This is a genomic window from Micromonospora sp. NPDC005413, from assembly GCF_040606435.1.
GTDB lineage: Bacteria > Actinomycetota > Actinomycetes > Mycobacteriales > Micromonosporaceae > Micromonospora.
In genome coordinates, this window is sequence record NZ_JBEXEV010000038.1 from 53423 (window position 1) to 69146 (window position 15724).

The 15724-nt window shown below is 72.1% G+C and carries 12 protein-coding genes; 6 read left to right on the forward strand and 6 right to left on the reverse strand.

What is annotated here, in order from left to right:
* Positions 1–28: 28 nt before the first annotated feature.
* Complete coding sequence (locus tag ABZS37_RS28500) at positions 29–1522, forward strand: MFS transporter (RefSeq protein ID WP_355173958.1); 1494 nt, start codon at positions 29–31, stop codon at positions 1520–1522.
* A gap of 30 nt (positions 1523–1552) precedes the next feature.
* Here ABZS37_RS28500 and leuA read toward each other — a convergent pair whose 3' ends face one another.
* Positions 1553–3304, reverse strand: coding sequence for a 2-isopropylmalate synthase (gene leuA / locus ABZS37_RS28505; RefSeq protein ID WP_355173960.1), 1752 nt, complete (start codon positions 3302–3304; stop codon positions 1553–1555).
* Between the two features lie 239 nt (positions 3305–3543).
* A complete protein-coding gene (locus tag ABZS37_RS28510) occupies positions 3544–4815 on the reverse strand; it encodes an MFS transporter (RefSeq protein WP_355173962.1) in 1272 nt (423 codons plus the stop codon).
* 77 nt (positions 4816–4892) lie between these two features.
* Here ABZS37_RS28510 and ABZS37_RS28515 point away from each other — a divergent pair, with 77 nt between their 5' ends.
* Entirely contained in the window at positions 4893–5879 is a 987-nt protein-coding gene (locus ABZS37_RS28515) for an ArsR family transcriptional regulator (protein ID WP_355173964.1), read from the forward strand.
* A 5-nt stretch (positions 5880–5884) separates the two neighbouring features.
* On the opposite strand, the gene ABZS37_RS28520 is transcribed toward ABZS37_RS28515, so the two are convergent.
* Together ABZS37_RS28520 and ABZS37_RS28525 are read right to left on the reverse strand one after the other, a co-directional pair.
* The gene (locus ABZS37_RS28520) at positions 5885–6424 is read right to left on the reverse strand and encodes a nitroreductase family protein (protein ID WP_355173966.1); all 540 of its coding nucleotides are present in this window, start codon (positions 6422–6424) and stop codon (positions 5885–5887) included.
* Between the two features lie 83 nt (positions 6425–6507).
* Positions 6508–7296, reverse strand: a complete 789-nt coding sequence (locus ABZS37_RS28525) for a hypothetical protein (RefSeq protein WP_355173968.1) — start codon at positions 7294–7296, stop codon at positions 6508–6510.
* A 258-nt stretch (positions 7297–7554) separates the two neighbouring features.
* Between ABZS37_RS28525 and ABZS37_RS28530 the strand changes: the two genes are divergently transcribed.
* Positions 7555–8820 (forward strand): aspartate kinase, encoded by a 1266-nt coding sequence (locus tag ABZS37_RS28530; protein ID WP_354994644.1) that lies wholly within the window; start codon positions 7555–7557, stop codon positions 8818–8820.
* 5 nt (positions 8821–8825) lie between these two features.
* Complete coding sequence (locus tag ABZS37_RS28535) at positions 8826–9887, forward strand: aspartate-semialdehyde dehydrogenase (protein ID WP_355173970.1); 1062 nt, start codon at positions 8826–8828, stop codon at positions 9885–9887.
* 255 nt (positions 9888–10142) lie between these two features.
* Here ABZS37_RS28535 and ABZS37_RS28540 read toward each other — a convergent pair whose 3' ends face one another.
* The gene (locus tag ABZS37_RS28540) at positions 10143–11552 is read right to left on the reverse strand and encodes a sensor domain-containing diguanylate cyclase (protein WP_355173972.1); all 1410 of its coding nucleotides are present in this window, start codon (positions 11550–11552) and stop codon (positions 10143–10145) included.
* Positions 11553–11754: 202 nt separating this feature from the next.
* Here ABZS37_RS28540 and ABZS37_RS28545 point away from each other — a divergent pair, with 202 nt between their 5' ends.
* Entirely contained in the window at positions 11755–12534 is a 780-nt protein-coding gene (locus ABZS37_RS28545) for a phosphodiesterase (RefSeq protein WP_355173974.1), read from the forward strand.
* Between the two features lie 84 nt (positions 12535–12618).
* Here the strand turns inward: ABZS37_RS28545 and ABZS37_RS28550 are convergent, their stop codons facing one another.
* Positions 12619–13413, reverse strand: a complete 795-nt coding sequence (locus ABZS37_RS28550; RefSeq protein ID WP_355173976.1) for an alpha/beta fold hydrolase — start codon at positions 13411–13413, stop codon at positions 12619–12621.
* A 283-nt stretch (positions 13414–13696) separates the two neighbouring features.
* On the opposite strand from ABZS37_RS28550, the gene ABZS37_RS28555 reads away from it, so the two are divergent.
* A complete protein-coding gene (locus ABZS37_RS28555; RefSeq protein WP_355173978.1) occupies positions 13697–15403 on the forward strand; it encodes a bifunctional metallophosphatase/5'-nucleotidase in 1707 nt (568 codons plus the stop codon).
* Positions 15404–15724 lie beyond the last annotated feature (321 nt).

Here is a 15724-nt window from a genome sequence, read left to right on the forward strand (position 1 = left end):
CCCACATGATGCAGGGCAGATTGGTGGGATGACCGCACCCGTACCGGCGCCTGCCCTCCGGATGGGCACCGCCGCCGGCCGTGGGACGCTGCTCGCCGCCGTACTCGCCTCAGGCATGGTCTTCCTCGACAGCACCGTCGTCAACGTGGCGCTGCCGAAGCTCGGACAGGATCTCGGCGCGAACGTGGCCGATCTCCAGTGGACCATCAACGGCTACCTGCTGATGCTGGCGGCGTTCGTTCTGCTCGGCGGCGCACTCGGGGACCGCTTCGGTCGGCGACGCATCTTCCTCATCGGCGTGGTCTGGTTCACCGCCGCGTCCGTGCTGTGCGGGCTGGCCCAGGGCACCGGTTGGCTGATCGCGGCCCGGTTCCTGCAGGGCGCCGGCGGCGCGCTGCTCACGCCCGGGTCGCTGTCCGTGCTCCAGGCCAGTTTCCACCCGGACGACCGGGGCCGGGCTATCGGCGCCTGGGCCGGGCTGTCCGGGGTGTCCACCGCGCTGGGCCCGTTCATCGGGGGCTGGCTGATCGACGCGCTGTCCTGGCGCTGGATCTTCTTCCTCAACCTGCCGATCGCCGTGCTGGTGGTGCTGGCCGCGACGCGCTGGGTGCCGGAGAGTCGGGACGAGAGCGCCTCCCGGACCGAAGGTCCAGGGCGGACCCGACGGCGCTTCGACGTCGCCGGAGCCCTGCTCGGAGCACTCGCGCTCGCCGGCGTCACGTACGCCCTGATCGACGCGCCAGCGCGCGGCTACAACTCAGCGCCGGTGCTGATCGCGGCGCTGGTCGGGGTGTTGTCGGCCGTCTCCTTCGTCCTGTTGGAACGGCGGCGTGGCGACGCCGCGATGCTGCCCACCGGGCTGTTCGGCAGCCGGCTCTTCTCGGTGCTGAACATCTTCACAGTGGTCGTCTACGCGGCGCTCGGCGGCTTCACCTTCTTCTTCGCCGTCTACCTGCAGAACGTGGTCGAGTGGTCGGCCTTCCGCACCGGCATCGCGTTGCTGCCGATGACCCTGCTGCTGTTGATCGGGTCGGCCCGGGCCGGCGCGCTGTCGGCGCGGATCGGCCCGCGACTGCCGTTGACCGTCGGGCCGGTGGTGGCCGCCGTCGGTCTGCTGCTGCTGCGCGGCGTCGGACCGGGCGCGTCGTACTGGCGGGACGTGCTGCCCGGGGTGCTGCTCTTCGGCATCGGGCTGACCCTGGTGGTGGCACCGCTGACCGCGTCGGTGCTGGCCGCCGTGCAGGACCGGTTCTCCGGGGTGGCCAGCGGCTTCAACAACGCCGCGTCCCGCGCCGGCGGCCTGCTCGCGGTGGCGGCGCTGCCGCTGCTGGTCGGCCTCTCCGGCGGCGGGTACGAGCAGAAGGGCGAGCTGACCAACGCGTTCCGGGGCGCGATGGAATGGTGTGCCGGGCTGCTCGTGGCCGGCGCGGTGCTGGCCCTCGTGCTGGTCCACCGACCGCCCCGGGAAGCCCCGCCGTCACAGCCCTGCCACTCGCTGCCCGCCGCCACACCCCCGAAGTAGGCAGGTACTCCGGGGGTATGGCGTCTGCGATCAGCGGCGGGCGCGGTTGACGGCGCTGGTGACCGCCTTGATCGAGGCGGTGACGATGTTGGCGTCGGTGCCGACACCCCAGACCGTCCGGCCGTCCACCTCGCACTCCACGTACGCGGCGGCCTGCGCGTCCCCGCCGGAGGAGAGGGCGTGCTCGTGGTAGTCGAGCACCCGGACGCCCACCCCGACCGACTGGAGCGCGTTGACGTACGCGTCGATCGGGCCGTTGCCGACCGCGGCGAGCGAGCGCTGCTCGGCGCCCACGCCGACCTGGGCCTCGATCTCGACCTTGCCGTCGGTGGTGCCGATCGTGTAGCTGGCCAGCCGGACCGCCGGGTCGGGCTGGTGGTCGAGCAGGTAGTGCGTCGCGAAGATCTCCCACATGGTGCCCGGGTCGACCTCGCCACCGTCGTGATCGGTGACCTGCTGCACGACCCCGGAGAACTCGATCTGGAGCCGGCGGGGCAGGTCCAGTTGGTGCTCGCTCTTCATGATGTACGCGACGCCGCCCTTGCCGGACTGCGAGTTGACCCGGATGACCGCCTCGTAGGTGCGGCCCAGGTCCTTCGGGTCGATCGGCAGGTACGGAACGGCCCAGGTCTGCTCGTCCACCGGTACGCCGGCCGCCTTCGCGTCGGCGGCGAGGGCGTCGAAGCCCTTCTTGATGGCGTCCTGGTGGGAGCCGGAGAAGGCGGTGTAGACCAGGTCGCCCGCGTACGGGTGGCGCTCGTGCACAGGCAGTTGGTTGCAGTACTCGACGGCCCGCCGAACCTCGTCGATGTTCGAGAAGTCGATCATCGGGTCGATGCCCTGGGAGAACAGGTTGAGCCCCAGCGTCACCAGGTCCACGTTGCCGGTGCGCTCGCCGTTACCGAACAGGCAGCCTTCGATGCGGTCCGCGCCCGCGAGCAGGCCCAGCTCGGCGGCGGCCACCCCGGTGCCCCGGTCGTTGTGCGGGTGCAGGCTCAGCACCAGGCTGTCCCGGCGGGGCAGGTGCCGGTGCATCCACTCGATCGAGTCGGCGTACACGTTGGGCGTGGCCATCTCGACGGTGGCCGGCAGGTTGATGATCAGCGGCCGGTCGGGCGTCGGGTCGATCACGTCGATCACCCGGGAGCAGACCTCCAGCGCGTACTCCAGCTCGGTGCCCGTGTACGACTCCGGCGAGTACTCGTAGTAGATGTCGGTGTCCGGGGTGTGGATCTCCGCGTACTTCTGGCAGAGCCGCGCGCCGGTGGTGGCGATGTCGGCGATGCCGTCCCTGTCGAGGCCGAAGACGACCCGCCGCTGGAGGGTGGAGGTCGAGTTGTAGAAGTGCACGATGGCTCGCTTCGCACCGCGCAGCGACTCGAACGTCCGGTCGATCAGGTGCTCCCGGCACTGGGTCAGTACCTGGATGGTGACGTCGTCCGGGATCATGTCCTGTTCGATGAGCTGCCGGACGAAGTCGAAGTCGGTCTGGCTGGCCGACGGGAAGCCGACCTCGATCTCCTTGTAGCCCATCTGGACCAGCAGCTGGAACATCCGGCGCTTGCGCTCGGGGGACATCGGGTCGATCAGCGCCTGGTTGCCGTCGCGGAGATCCACGGCGCACCAGCGTGGGGCGGCGTCGACGTGCCGGGTGGGCCAGGTGCGGTCGGGCAGGTCGACCCGGAACGGCTCCTGGTAGGGCTGGTAGCGGTGGTACGGCATCCGGCTCGGGCGTTGCCGGGCGATCGGATCGGTCTCAGCGTCGGTGACAGGTTGAGCCATCTCAGAGTGCTCCCTGGAACATGTGGCGTCAGCAGATCGGAAGGTGTCGGCGAGGTGCCGGGCGACGGTGCCCATGCGGGTGCCGATAAGAAACTCGGATGTGCTGGACGGCGCGATGCAACTCCGCGACGAGGTGCCGGCCGGTCAGGCCTCGTCGCGGCGGCTAAGGAGAAGAAGCGCCTGCCACATGACCAGGTCACCCTACGTGATGGAACGGGGGGTGGGTAGGTAGGTCCGGACTATGGGACCGGCGTCATGGCCGGCTCGGGAGTGGCAGCACCCAGTCGCGGCGTCCGTCCGGCCCAGCCCACCACGGGTACGATCGCCAGCCCGACCAGCGCGAAGATCGCCGCCGTCGGGTACCAGCCCCACCCGCCGGTGGTCACCCCGAGCGCGGTCAGTCCCGCCGGGGCGATCAGGTACTGCACCTGCGTGCCGAGCCGGAACGCCCCCACGTACGCGCCACGCTGGGCGGCTGGCGGCAGGGCGGCGGTGAGCCCCCAGGTGCCGGCCGACTCGATCAGCTCGGCCAGGATCAGCACCGTCGCGGCGGCCACCAGCACCACGATGGTGAGCGTGCCCCGGGTGGCCCCGGAGATCGGCAGGACCAGACAGAACAGGGCGATCAGCAGGGCGCCCCGACGAGAGGCCCTCGCCGCGCCCGGAGCGGTGTCGGCGCCCCGGCTGGCGCGTACCTGAAGCAGCACGATCAGGACCGTGTTGAGCAGCACCAGCCCGGCGATCGCCGTCTTCGGGGCGTCGGTGTGGGTGAGGATCCAGAGCGGCATCACCGTCAGGTAGAGCGTCTGATGCGCGGTGAGCAAGCCGGAGAGCAGGGACACCGCCATGAACGGGCGGTCCCGGAGCACGGCGAGCCGGCTCATCGGCTCCGCCGGCCGGGCCGCCTGGGGCAGCCGGGGCAGTCGCCGCACGAAGAGAGCCGTCACCAGGAAGACCGCCGCGATGAACCAGACCATTCCCCGGTACGCCGCCATCGTGTCGACTGCCAGCACCAGGCCGCTGATCACCGCACCCAGCCCGAACCCGACGTTCAGCGACGAGCGCTGGTACGCCATCGCGGTGACCCGTTCGGCCGGGGGGAGCGCGTTGATCGAGTAGACCTGCCGGGCCACACCGGTCGCGGCGTCCACGGCGGCCAGCGCCACCACCACGGCGAGGAAACCGGCGAAACCGCCCACGAACGGGTAGGTCGCGAAGAGCGCCGCGTCCAGCACCAGCCCGACGATCCAGATCCGCTGCGGTCCGTACCGGTCGGTGAGCCCGCCCAGCGGCACCGTACCCAGCAGCGACACCCCCGCCGCGATGGACAGCCCCAGCCCCACCTGGGCGGCGCTGAGCCCGAGCGCCCGGGTGAAGAAGACGGCGCTACCGGCCTGGAACAGGCCGCCGCCGACGGCGCCGACCATGGCCTGCACGGCAAGGGCGCGCGTCAGTCCGGCCGGCGGTACGACGTTTTGGACGGCGGTGCGGATGGTTTCTCTGGCCCCCATGGCCGGTGAGTGAACCGTGCCCCCATGGCGTCGGTCGACTCTTTTAGGCTGAATCGAATCCTGCGTCGGGGGTGCGCGTGTCCGAGTTACGGTTCAGCCTGGCCGACGTGGCGGGAGTACGGCTCGCCGTGTCGCCGGCCAACGAGACGGTCATGAGCATGTGGGCGCTGGCCAACCCGATCCGCTACGCCGTGCACCTGCCCTGGATCGACCGGGCCCGGGTGACCTTACGTAGGCCCGAGGTGGCCGACCGGGTCCGACCACTGGTGGAGCTGACCCGGCCGCGTTGCTGGCTGCCCGACTTCCTCACCCCGGCGGCCCGGCCGAACATGGAGATGGCCGAGCAGCTCGACCAGATCGCGGCGACGCCGCCGGACGTGGTGGCCCGGGATCTGCTGGCGACCACCCCGAGCCGACCGTTGAGCCCGTTCGGGCGGGCGCTGCTCGCCGATCCCCGCGGGTTGCTGCCGCAGCTCATCGACGCGGTGCGGTTCTGGTACGACGAGGCGATCGCCCCGGACTGGCCGCGGATGCGCGCGCTGCTCGACGCCGACGTGGCGTACCGCGCCACTCAGCTCGCCGAGGGCGGCGCCGGTCGGTTCTTCGAGCAGCTCCACCCGAGCCTGCGCTGGCTCGGTGACCGGGTGGTGAGCGACGACCCGTTCGAGCGGGACTTCGACCTTCGCGATCGCGGGCTGGCGCTGAATCCGAGCGTGTTCAGCGACCGGCGGGTGCTGTGGAACCTGCTGGAGGACTCGGTGCCGGCCGGGGCGTACCCGGTCCGGGCGGTCGGAATGCTCTGGGAGGCGACCGCGACGCCGCCCGGCGACCCGCTGGCACGCGTGGTCGGCCCCGGCCGGGCCGCGTTGCTGCACCTGCTCGACACGGTGGCGACCACCACCGACCTGGCCCGACTCACCGGGATGTCCGCCGGAAACGTCTCCCAGCACCTGGCCGCGCTGCACGCCGCGGGTCTGGTCTCCCGGTCCCGGCAGGGTCGGCACGTCCTCTATCGCAACACCGACGCCGCGAGAGTTCTGCTCGGGGCCAGCCGGGGCGGGTGACCCGATCAGGCGAGCAGCAGTTCGGCCAGGGGCCGGCGGCAGCGCAGGCCGGTCTCCTCGGCGACGAGGTCGGCCGGCAGGCTGAGCGGGTCGCCGAGCTGCCCGACGGCGATCACCGCGTACGGCCGCACGTCGGCGGGAAGGTGCAGGTCAACGGCGAGCCCGGCGCGGTCCACGGTCAGCACCTGCCGTACGTGCAGCCCGAGCGCAGTGGCCTGCACCGTGAGGTGGGCGACCGCCTGGCCCAGGTCGTACGCGACTCCGTCGGCCGACGCGGCGTCGATGTCGATGTGTGCGGCGAGCAGTAGTGCGGCGGCGCGGTGCGCCCAGCGCTGGTCGTGCTCGGGCAGGTTGACCAGGATCCGCTTCCAGGTCTCGTCGTCACGGTGACCGAGGGTGAACCGCCACGGTTGGCGGTTGCCCAGCGACGGCGCCCAGCGGGCCGCCTCCAACAGGGAGGTCGCCTCCGCCGCGCTCAGCTCCTCGGTGGGGTCGAACGCCAGCGGGCTCCAGCGGTAGGCGAGGAGCGGGGTGAGATCGGCCATAGGAGAATCGTCCTGTATGGGTGATTCATGGCTCAGGGTGGTCCTTCCAAATGTGGGCAAGAGCACCCGTAACGGGACGAAGATCAGGGCGTTCCCGCGCCCGGGCTGTCCGACGGATCAGGGGTCGGTGGCGCCGCGGTGTCGAGCGGGTCCCGGTCGACCACCACCGGCCCAGCCAGCTGCACGGTGGCCGGCGCCGGGCCCGGCGGGGCGGCCAGCCTCAGCGTCCCGGCTCCGGTCCGGACGCCGGTCGGCGTGCCGTCCCGGTCGTAGCAGTAGATGCCCACATCCAGCGGGGCGTTGAGCGAGGCCGAGGTGGAGTCCACCGAGTAACAGGTGCCGGTGAGGCCCTCGGGCGGGCTGGCCGGGGCCACCGCCAACGGCGCCCGCCGGTCGGTGAGCACGTCCAGCCAGTCGGTGAGCGGATGCTGGACCCGGGGATCCGACCGGCGTGGGATCGCGTCGTCGCGCTCACCGAGGCGTACGCAGCTCGCCGCCTCCGGTCGGCCGGCCGACGGCAGGGCGCACTGGAACAGCCCGTCCGTCGTGGCAGCCATCGAGACGTCGGCGGTGCCACCCAACGCGCCACCCGGCACGTCGACCCGCCAACTGCCGTCGTTCGCGCTGGTGAAGACGATGGTGCGGTCCGGTTGACCCGCCCGGCTGAACACGTACTGCGTCACCATGTGGCGGTCCTGGGCAGCCGCGGCCAGGGCGGCCAGCTCGTCCCGCGCGGCATCCACCTCGACCGGCTCCGGATCGGCGGGCGGCGGGGCCGGAGGCTGCTCACTGGTGCAGGCGACCAGGAGAGCCGACAGGGCGAACACGAGCGGCCCGAGCACGCGGCCGGCCGGGCGGATGAGGACGGGCACCGGCCCATTCTGGTGGGTGCGAGCGGTTGGTGGGTGCCGGCGCGTACCGGCTCGTCCCGGCGTGTCGGAAGGGCGGTACCCGCGTACCCCTTCGACCTGGTGGGACCGGCCCGGCTGGCCTCTCGCGGGCCGGATGGTGGGATCACCTGACCCGGCGTCGTTACCCGCCGGATACCCTCAAGGGGTCTGACACGCGCCGCCGGCCCCGGTTCCGGCGGCGTCGGCACGCTCAGGGTCGCTGGGAGGGAGTGCACCGTCGTGGCACTCGTGGTGCAGAAGTACGGCGGGTCCTCCGTCGCCAACGCCGAGCGGATCAAGCGGGTGGCCGAGCGCATCGTCGCCGCCCGCAAGGCCGGCGACGACGTGGTGGTGGTGGTCTCCGCGATGGGGGACACCACCGACGAGCTGCTCGACCTGGCCAACCAGGTCAGCCCGCTGCCGCCGGGCCGCGAGCTGGACATGCTGCTCACCGCCGGGGAGCGGATCTCCATGGCCCTGCTGGCCATGGCCATCCACAACCTGGGGTACGAAGCCCGCTCGTTCACCGGCTCGCAGGCCGGCGTGATCACCACCTCGGTGCACGGCCGCGCACGGATCATCGACGTCACCCCCGGGCGGCTCAAGGGCGCGCTCGACGAGGGCTCGGTGGTCATCGTGGCCGGCTTCCAGGGCGTCTCACAGGACACCAAGGACGTCACCACGCTGGGTCGGGGTGGTTCGGACACCACCGCCGTGGCGCTCGCCGCAGCCCTGCACGCCGACGTCTGCGAGATCTACACCGACGTGGACGGCATCTTCACCGCCGACCCGCGGATCGTGCCCAACGCCCGGCACATCAAGCAGATCACCTACGAGGAGACGCTGGAGCTGGCCGCCTGCGGCGCGAAGGTGCTGCACCTGCGTAGCGTGGAGTACGCCCGCCGGGCGGGGTTGCCGATCCACGTCCGTTCGTCATACTCGACCAACACCGGCACGATGGTCACCGGATCGATGGAGGACCTTTCCGTGGAGCAGGCACTGATCACCGGGGTCGCGCACGACCGCAGCGAGGCCAAAATCACGATCGTCGGGGTGCCCGACGAGCCGGGCGCCGCCGCGCGGATCTTCGACACCGTCGCCGGCGCCGAGATCAACCTTGACATGATCGTGCAGAACGTCTCCACCGAGGGCACCGGCCGGACGGACATCTCGTTCACCCTGCCCAAGACCGACGGCCCGACCGCGATGGCCGCGCTCAGCAAGATCCAGGAGTCGGTCAAGTTCAAGGGCCTGCTCTACGACGACCACGTCGGCAAGGTCTCGCTGATCGGTGCCGGCATGCGCTCACACCCCGGCGTGGCCGCCGGCTTCTTCGCCGCGCTCGGCGCGGCCGGGGTCAACATCGAGATGATCTCCACCTCCGAGATCCGGGTCTCCGTGGTCTGCCGGGACACCGACCTCGACGCCGCCGTCCGCGCCATCCACGACGCGTTCGAGCTGGGCGGCGATACCGAAGCCGTGGTCTACGCGGGGACGGGTAGGTAGCGCCGATGACGGCGCTGCCCACCCTCGCCGTGGTCGGAGCGACCGGTGCCGTCGGCACCGTGATGTGTGAGCTGCTCACCGGGCGCCGCAACGTCTGGGGCGAGATCCGGCTGCTCGCCTCCGAGCGCTCGGTCGGGCGCACGGTGCGCTGCCGGGGCGAGGAACTCGTCGTCCAGGCGCTGACCCCCGAGGCGTTCGACGGGGTCCACGTGGCGATGTTCGACGTACCCGACGAGGTCTCCGCCGAGTGGGCGCCGATCGCCGTCGGCCGAGGCGCGATCGCGGTCGACAACTCCGGGGCCTTCCGGATGGACCGGGACGTCCCGTTGGTCGTTCCGGAGATCAACCCTGAGCAGGTTCGCAACCGCCCCCGGGGCATCATCGCGAACGCCAACTGCACCACCCTCGCGATGATCGTCGCGGTCGCGCCACTGCACCGCGAGTACGGCCTGCGGGAGTTGGTGCTCGCCTCGTACCAGGCAGTCTCCGGCGCGGGCAAGGCCGGCGTGGACATCCTGCACGACCAGCTCGCCAAGGTCGCCGGGGATCGGGCGCTCGGCTCGCGGACCGGTGACGTACGGCAGGCGGTCGGCGACGACCTGGGCCCGTTCCCGGCGCCGCTGGCGCTCAACGTGGTGCCCTGGGCCGGCTCCCCGGCCGACGCTGGCTGGTCATCGGAGGAGATGAAGATCCGCAACGAGTCGCGGAAGATCCTCGGCCTGCCCGACCTCAAGGTGTCCGCCACCTGCGTCCGGGTGCCGGTGGTCACCGGCCACTCGGTGGCCGTGCACGCGGTCTTCGGCACGGAGGTGGACGCCGAAGGGGCCCGCGAGGCGCTGCGCAACGCACCCGGGGTGATCCTGGTCGACGATCCCGCGGCGGGGGAGTTCCCGATGCCGATCGATGCAGTCGGCACCGACCCGTCCTGGGTCGGCCGGATCCGCCGCGCCCTGGACGACCCCCGCGCCCTCGACTTCTTCGTCACCGGCGACAACCTCCGCAAGGGCGCCGCCCTCAACACGGCCCAGATCGCCGAACTCCTGGCCAAAGACCTAAAAACCCCGTAACCCCCCGCGCCCCGCCCTACTCCCCCCGCCCCGCGCCCGCCCCGCCCCGCCCCCGCGCCCGCCCCGCGCCCGCCCCGCCCCCGCGCCCGCCCCGCGCCCGCCCCGCGCCCGCCCCGCGCCCGTAGGCCACGTTGATCTAGGGCATATCGTCGTGAGTTGATCTCCTGCCGCAGCAATATGCCCTAGATCGACGAGAGCTTGGGGTGGGGGCGCGCGCACGGAGCGCACGGGGGGGCGCGCGGGGCGGGGGCGGGGTTACGCGGCGGAGAGTTGTACTCCGTCTCGGCCTTGGCGTTTTACCGCGTACAGGGCCTGGTCGGCTCTGCGGAGGGTGCGATCGGGGGACTCGCCGGGGCGGGGCAGCGCGACGCCCACGCTGATCGTGCGGCCGATGCGCCGAGCCGCCTCGGTCAGCCGCTCGGCGATCCGGACCGCCTCCTCGGGGCGGCTCACCTCGATCACGGCGACGAACTCGTCACCGCCGATCCGGTACAGCTCGTCGCCGTGCCGCAGGGCCCCCTCCAACGCCCGGGCCAACCGGACCAGCACCCGGTCGCCGGCCTGGTGGCCGTACGTGTCGTTGACGGTCTTGAAGCCGTCCACGTCGATCGCCAGCAGGGCCGTACGCCCCGGGGTGGCGGCAGCGATCCGCTGCCCGAACGGGCCGGTGTGCCGTAACCCGGTCAGCGGGTCGGAGCTGGCCTGCTCCCGCAGCCGGGACAGCGTGCGCAGCCGGTCCAGGCTCGTCCAGGCCTGCCCGGCGAGCAACTCCATCAGGCTGATCGTGGTCGGGTCGGGGCGCAGTGCACGTTCGTCGGCGACCAGCAGCACCCCGCCAGCGTCCGACGGCCCGACCGGGACGGCGACCAGCGTGCGTACCCCCGCCCGGGTCAGCGGTCGGTAGTCCTCGGTCGGCGGGTGCCCCGCCTCGCCCAGCGTGTAGCCGGCGCCGTACCGGTGTGCCCGGTCGATCATCCGGTTCAGTGCGGCCGGACCCGCCTTGGTCAGCTCGGTGCGGATCCGGGTTTCCAGGTCGCTCGGCGCCACCGGGGACGGGCCAAGCTGGTCGGCGATCAGCAGCACCGCGGTGGAGAGCGTGGACACCTCTCGGGCGGCGCAGGCCGCCACGCCCAGCACCTCCCCCTCGGTCGGTGCGGAGGAGAGTGCGGCAGTGTGCCGGAGCAGCTTCTCGCTGCGGCTCTCCGCCGGTGGGCCACCGAGGGCGGCGATCCGCCCGCCGAGCCGGTCGGCCAGCCGTTGCGCGGTCTCCCGCCACGGCTCAAGGTCGATCGGCTCACTCCACTGCAGGTCGAGCACGCCGATCGCCCGGCCCGCCGGGTCCAACACCGGTACGCACAGCTCGGCCGTCACGTCCAGGCGTACCGGGAGGTAGTCGGGGTCGACGGTGACGTCCGGGACGACGGCGGGGGTGCCGGTGGCGTACACCCTGCCGACGATGCCGGTCCGTGCCGGCACGGTGGCGAAGACCTGCCAGGCCCCGGTCGCCGCCACGCAGCGCAGGCGGTCATGGACCGCGAGCAGCACGGAGATGGTCGCCGGGGTGTGGTGGGACAGCGCGGTGACCGTCCACCGACAGGCCTCCAGCGCGCTCGACGCCATCGGCAGGCGGACGGTGACGTCACGGATGACTAGCTGATGATCCACTCGCACGTCGTTCCAGGTAGGGGGAGGGCTCGGCCGACTCCGAGCCACGCGATCAAGCGTACTCACGGTGGGGCAGGGTCGATCCGGCTTCGTACACACGTGCTATCCACAGGCTGTGGACGCAGCCTGTGGGCATCGAGCCCTCCGGGGTGCCGCGCCCGGCGATAGCGTGGAACTCCCGGCGTCGAGGAGGCGAGCCCCCATGCTCATCGCCCAGCTCAGTGACCCGCACCTGACCACCGGCCTGCTCGCCGCCGAACCGGCCGCCGGGCTGCACCGCGCGCTCGGCCGGGTGCTGGCGTTGCTACCCCGACCGGACTGCGTGGTGATCACCGGCGACCTGGTCGACCACGGGAGGCCCGACGAGTACGCCGCGCTGCGCGAGCTGATCGGCCGGTTCCCGCTGCCGGTGCACCTGGTCCCCGGCAACCATGACGACCGGGAGTCGCTGCTCGACGCATTCGGGGGCACGCCGTGGCTCGGGGGAGGCTTCTCCGCCTACTACCACGTCGACCACGAGGCGGCGACGGTCGTGGTGCTCGACTCGCTCGTCCCCGGCAGCAGCAGCGGGCAGCTCGGCGAGGAGCAGCTCGGCTGGCTCGACGGGGTGCTGGCCGGGCGGCCCGAGGTGCCCGCCGTGGTCTGCCTGCACCACCCGCCGGTCGCGGTCGGCATCCCGGCGGCCGATTCCGTCCGGCTCACCGACGGGGACGCGCTCGCCGAGGTGATCGGTCGGCACCGGCACGTCGTCCGGGTCGCCGCCGGCCACCTGCACCGCCCGGTCACCTCGGCGTACGCCGGCACGGTTCTCACCGTGGCACCCAGCACCTGGAAGCAGAGCACGCTCACCATGAGTGCCGACGAGCAGATCGGCTGGGTCGACGAGCCAACCGCCTTCCTGCTGCACCTGGTCGAGGCGGGCGGCTGCGTGACACACACCGTGCAGGTCAGCCACTCCACCGGCCAGACCTGCGGCTTCTGAGAGCGCCCGTCCTGTGGCGCTGGTCAACGGCTGACCGCCTACGTCCGCCCGCCATTCGGTGGTGAGACGGCCGGCCAGCGGCCGTCAACCGAGCAGGAACTCGCGCAGCGCGGGAGCGAGCGTCGCTGGCGGCACCTCGTGGTAGCCGCCGTCGAGGCTGATGGATCGGCCGCCCGGGACCGCCTCGGCCGCGGCGCGGCTCCCGTCCCGCAGCCACTGTGGACTGCCGGTGCTGTCCACCGCGAGGGTCGGCACGGTGATCGCCGCCAGGTCGGTGGGCAGTCGCCCTCCCGCGGTCACGATCGCGTCGTACGGCAGGGTGTGCGCGATCGCGGTCAGTGAGCCCCACACCGGTTGCGCCTTCATCCCGGCGACCGCCTCGGCGGGCAGCCCCACCGAGGCGGTGAGGAAGGTCTCCACCGCGCCGTCCCGGTCGTCCACGGCGATCAGCTCGATGAGCTGCGCGGTGATGTCTTTCCGGACGCCCACGTGTGGGCCAACCTGAAACGGCGGCTCGAACAGGACCAACCCGGTCACCGGCAGGCCCTGTGCGGTGGCGAGGGCGGCCAGGACGGCGCCGGAGGAGATCCCGTAGAGCGCCGCGGAGCCACCTGCCGCAGCGATCACGGCGGCCAGGTCGTCGATCTCCCGGCCGATCTCGTACGGTGCGGTGTCGCCGCTGTGGCCCCGCCCCCGGCGGTCGTAGCCGATCACCGTGAAATCCGGTGCCAATGCCGCACCGAGCGCGCGGGTCGTGTTGCGGTCGTTGAACGCGCCGCCGACCAGAATGATCGCGGGCCCGGCCCCGGACCGTTCGAACGCGATGGGCGTGCCATCCGCCGATCGCACCTGCTCCACCACCGGTGTCGTTCCGCTCACGATGCCGCCTCCGTCCGCGCTGGCTGTCCCGATCCTTTCTAGACCCTGGGTCCGACCATGTCCGGCGGACGGCACCAAACGCCGGTCGATCCCGGTTCGGGCGTACCCGCAGCTCTGATGTGCTGCCTGGGTCGACCGGTCGGCGTCCGGATGAGAAGCTGTCGGGGCAGGCGGTCATCCCCAATCGCCGCCATCCGCGATCGACCCTTCCGACGGTGTCGGTCGGCGGCCCGGTCGACCCACCGTCCGGGCACCGCACGCGCCGAATCTCACAAGGAGTTCCATGTCCATACCCGGGATGCGTCGGGCCGCTGTCGGCCTGACCGCGCTCGCGGTGGCCGCGCTCGGCGCGGTCGCCACCAACCCTGAGCAAGCCGACGCGCGACCGAAGCCGGTCGACGTCACCCTGCTGGCCCTCAACGACTTCCATGGCAACCTCGAACCGCCGAGCGGGTCCAGCGGCACCATCGCCGGGCAGACCGCGGGCGGGGTCGAGTTTCTGGCCACCCACCTGGCCGAGCTGCGCGCCGCCGCCAAGAAGAAGAACACCATCACGGTCGCCGCCGGTGACCTGATCGGCGCGTCGCCGCTGCTCTCCGCCGCGTTCCACGACGAGCCGACCATCGAGGCGCTGAGCATGGCCGGCCTGGACTACGCCAGCGTCGGCAACCACGAGTTCGACGAGGGCGCCGCCGAGCTGCTGCGGATCCAGAACGGCGGCTGCCACCCGGTCGACGGCTGCGCCGACGGCACCCCGTACCGGGGCGCCGGCTTCAAGTACCTGTCCGCGAACGCCTTCAAGACCGCGACCGGCAAGCCGCTGATGGCGCCGTACGCGATCCACAAGGTGCAGGGCGTCAAGGTCGGCTTCATCGGGATGACCCTGGAGGGCACCCCGGAGATCGTCAGCCAGCAGGGCGTCGCCGGCCTGAGCTTCGCCGACGAGGCGGTCACCGCCAACCGGTACGCCCGCGAGCTGCGCCGCCAGGGCGTGGAGACGATCGTCGTTCTGCTGCACGAGGGTGGCACCCAGGCGCCGACCGGTGGCATCAACGACTGCGTCGGCATGACCGGGCCCATCGTGGACATCACCAACCGGATGGACCCGTCGATCGACGTGGTGGTCAGCGGGCACACCCACCAGGCGTACAACTGCGACATCAACGGCAAGCTGGTCACCAGTGCCAGCTCCTTCGGTCGCCTGGTCACCGACATCGACCTCAAGATCGACCGTCGGACCGGGGACGTGCTCTCCGCCAGCGCCGAGAACGTCGTGGTCACCCGGGACGTGGCCAAGGACCCGAAGCAGACCGCCCTGATCAACCGGTACAAGACCGTGCTCGGCCCGGTCGCCGGCCGCCAGGTCGGCGAGACCACCCAGGCCATCACCCGAAGCCAGGAAACCCTCTTCGGTACGAGTCTGGGCGAGTCCCCGCTGGGCAACCTGATCGCCGACGCGCAGCTCGCCGCCACCGACGACGAACAGGGTGCCGTCGCCGCCTTCATGAACCCAGGCGGGGTCCGGGCAGACCTCGACGCCGGTCCGGTCACCTACGAGGAGGCGTTCACGGTGCAGCCGTTCGCCAACAACCTGGTGACGCTCGACCTGACCGGAGCGCAGCTCTACTGCGTCCTGGAGCAGCAGTTCGTCACCGGCCGGACGCTGTACCCGTCAGCGACCGTGGGCTACGTCGTCGACCCGAACGGCACCACGGCCCCCACGGCCGACCCGTGCCCCGGCACCCGAGTGGTCCGGGGCAGCCTCACCCTCGGCGGCACCACGGTCGACACCGCCGCCACCTACCGGGTGACGGTAAACAACTTCCTGGCCGGCGGCGGCGACGGGTTCAGCGCCCTCACCGGCGGGACGAACCTGGTCACCGCACAGATCGACCTGGACGCGTTCGTGGCGTACCTGACCGCCCAGTCGCCGGTCTCCGCACCGACGCTGGACCGGATCCGCACCACCGCCGAGGTCCCCGCCGCCTGACGGCCGACTTCGCGACGTCGGGCCCCGGAACATCCGCTCCGGGGCCCGACCCGTCCCACGGCACTGCAGTTCCTCACCTGCGGCCGCCAATCAGCGCCGAGCCCTGTGCCCGCGCGCCGCCCGCGCCTTGCGCCGCCCCGTCCCGGACCCCGCGCCGCGCCCGCCCAGCGCCCCGGACCCCGCGTCCGCGTTCGGACCCCGCGCCGCGCCGCGTTCGGACCCCGCGCCGCGCCGCGTTCGGACCCCGCCCCGCGCCGCGTTCGGACCCCGCCCCGCGCCGCGTTCGGACCCCGCCCCGCGCCGCGCCCGCCGCGCGCCGCG

What these genes read in the sequence shown, in the direction of transcription:
- ABZS37_RS28520 (WP_355173966.1), bottom strand. Translation starts at nt 6,424, where the DNA reads ATGGCCGATCTCACCCCGCTCCTCGCCTACCGCTGGAGCCCGCTGGCG.
- ABZS37_RS28535 (WP_355173970.1), top strand. Translation starts at nt 8,826, where the DNA reads ATGACGGCGCTGCCCACCCTCGCCGTGGTCGGAGCGACCGGTGCCGTC.
- ABZS37_RS28555 (WP_355173978.1), top strand. Translation starts at nt 13,697, where the DNA reads ATGTCCATACCCGGGATGCGTCGGGCCGCTGTCGGCCTGACCGCGCTC.
- ABZS37_RS28545 (WP_355173974.1), top strand. Translation starts at nt 11,755, where the DNA reads ATGCTCATCGCCCAGCTCAGTGACCCGCACCTGACCACCGGCCTGCTC.
- ABZS37_RS28500 (WP_355173958.1), top strand. Translation starts at nt 29, where the DNA reads ATGACCGCACCCGTACCGGCGCCTGCCCTCCGGATGGGCACCGCCGCC.
- ABZS37_RS28510 (WP_355173962.1), bottom strand. Translation starts at nt 4,815, where the DNA reads ATGGGGGCCAGAGAAACCATCCGCACCGCCGTCCAAAACGTCGTACCG.
- leuA (WP_355173960.1), bottom strand. Translation starts at nt 3,304, where the DNA reads ATGGCTCAACCTGTCACCGACGCTGAGACCGATCCGATCGCCCGGCAA.